The organism is Collinsella sp. AF15-51, from assembly GCF_003462845.1.
Lineage (GTDB): Bacteria > Actinomycetota > Coriobacteriia > Coriobacteriales > Coriobacteriaceae > Collinsella.
Window position 1 is genome coordinate 7,272 of sequence record NZ_QRYG01000032.1, and the last position, 2,437, is coordinate 9,708.

Sequence of the window (2,437 nt, forward strand, 5' to 3'; positions counted from 1 at the left end):
TTTCGCTGCTCGAAGCGCGCCTCCGCCTCATCCGCGCGACGCTGGCTTCTTGCGCGGGCCGATTCCTGCTTCATCGCCTCCCGCTGACTCGCGAGCGCCTGCTGCGCCTTGGTGCCCATCGCCGGCTGCTTAAGGGCCTTCGACGCCTCGCGGGCTCGGCGCTTGGGGTTTTGCGGGCTTGCTCGTCTCGGCGGGATCGCCACCGAAGAACGCGAGCTCCGCCCATTTGCTTGTAACGAATTGCAGGATTTCCTCATCGGACGGTTCCGCGCCGAAGACGATGCGGGCGACGCCGTATGTTCTGTCCTCGGCGTGTTCCGCCAGCCCGACCCAAAATTGGCCGTCGTGATATACGGTCAGGGTGGGCGACACGCTGATCTGCATGGCTGGTTCCTCCTTTATGTAGATGACCATGCAGAGAAGGGACAACCAAGGAGGCAGGTTACTGATGCGGACTCCCGCACGCCCACGACTACCCGACGGGGACTGTGTTTTCATCTCTGATGCCCGCATTGTAGCACGCGCGGATTTACGATGTTGATTGCCGGCGCCTAGACGGAGATGAAGGCGGTTCGATCTAGGTCAAGCCGGTCGCTCGTTCATGAAGCGGCCGATTCCCTGAAAATAAAAGGCGCCCACGAGGACACCTACAGGCTATCTTCGAACTACTTGGTTTGGGGCAGACGGAGGAAAAAATAGGGCAGAATCGCTCTCACGATCCCGCCCCGCAAACCCGAGGGTTTCTAACTGGCTCCATTATTCCGGGCTTCTCAGTTCTGTCATTGACCCAGGTATCACCCGTCTCCTATAGCGAGTGAATATAAAAATAGGGCAGAGTCGCTTGCGCAAGTCCGCCCCTAAAACCGTGAAGGTTTTGCTATCTGCAGGCTATTCTACCAACCCGAGCGATTCTGTCAACCTGCGAAGGAACTCGAGCGCGGAGCGAGCTGCGGCGTCGGGCCCCTTGCCGGGCAGCGCCTCGGTTTCGCCGTCGGCCCTGGCGAACATCTCGGCGAGCTCGGATGCGGCGCGCGAGCGCGAGGAGCCCTCGGGTACCAAGCCGGAGTGCGCCACGAGCACGGTCGCGACCTCCTGCATGGCCGTATTCCCCATCCACTTCCTCCTGGTCGCCTTGGGAATTCCCACGGCGGCCACCCTTCGGGAGACGCCGCTGGACGCCGAGCCCCGGGCGGCGCCCCTCTCGGCGAAGCAGTTGATCAGGCACGAGCCGTGCGCGGCGCAGTTGCGGACGGACTTCACGCGCTTGAGGTCGTAGTGGGAGGCCTCGAGGCGCCTGTCGCCCCATCGCCTGGCGCAGAAGCGCACGAAGTCGATGAGGGTGCCGAACGAGGTGAGCTCAAGGAAGGCCCAGGCAGGCATGTCGCCGGAGTACTTCGCGTAGAGGCTCGAGCTGTAGGGGCTGCGGCCGCTCATCTTGAGCTCGCGCAGGCGGTACTCCCTGTTTGCAGTGGTAAGCGATGCCATGTAGTCGGCCACGATGGCGTAGCCGTCCTCTCCACGGTCCTCCATCTCGCGAAGCAGTGTCACCTTCTGGAAGTGCTCGATGTCGAGCGTCATGCCGAGCAGGGCGTGGCGCAGCTCCTGGTCGAGCGCCGCGAGCAGGCGCAGCTGGCCGAAGTCGAGGTCTACGTAGCGGCCGTCGCGCGGGCCTCCCTCGTATTTCGAGAAGAGTTTGCGGTAGGATGCGAGCTTGAAGAAGTTGCACTTGTCGCGCAGGTAGTCCGCGGCCTTTTCCTCGGAACACAGCTCGAAGGCTACGCCCTTCTGCTTGAGGTGCTCTATCTGCTGCTCGATCGTGAGGATCGGCTTCCTATCGTGGGGTTCGGCCATGCTCGGTCTCCTGTCATTGATTTGAGAATCCTATTCTACCAGCATGTTTGCCCTGAATCCTGAAGGCCCGTTCGCCAACTCATAAGCAAGCCACCTGAGACTACTCACTTTGTTCACGAATGGCGAAGACCTGCGACATGGGGTTTTGCAAATGGCGCGCAAGCCACCCGCGTTAATTCACTTGCGATTGCAGCTGGCGGCTTGCAGGCAAAAGGGCGGTTGAGTTTCAAAACGGGCGTTTTCGGCGCCATCGAGCCTCCAAAGGCGGCCCGCCGCGCCCTTTGGGACAAAAACAAAAACTCAAACCCCTGAGTTTGAAAAAAGTTTTTGAGGTTGTCCCAACTTTTGTCCCCGAAGCCGACGAAACGCGACATCGCGTCATTCGGCGGCACGCGTTCCGTGTCGATGCCGAAAACTGGGTGCAACTGGAATGACGGGACGACAGAACCAAAGCCATCGAGTGGGAATAGAACATACGTTCAATAAAATAATATAGTATTAGATAGCGGGCACGGTTTCAATCGAATCCGTGCCCGCTGCTGTATGTGTGTCCTTGCACGCCCAATATGTGCCGTAAAAGCCGTCT

General features: G+C 60.0%; 1 protein-coding gene and 1 pseudogene. Both read right to left on the reverse strand.

The window, feature by feature from the left end; all coding sequences use genetic code 11:
* Positions 1-513: pseudogene (locus DWW51_RS10500) on the reverse strand (YjdF family protein); the annotation flags it as partial.
* A gap of 375 nt (positions 514-888) precedes the next feature.
* Positions 889-1,851: an Abi family protein gene (locus DWW51_RS09990; protein WP_117640141.1), complete on the reverse strand. Its 963-nt coding sequence runs from the start codon at positions 1,849-1,851 to the stop codon at positions 889-891.
* Positions 1,852-2,437 lie beyond the last annotated feature (586 nt).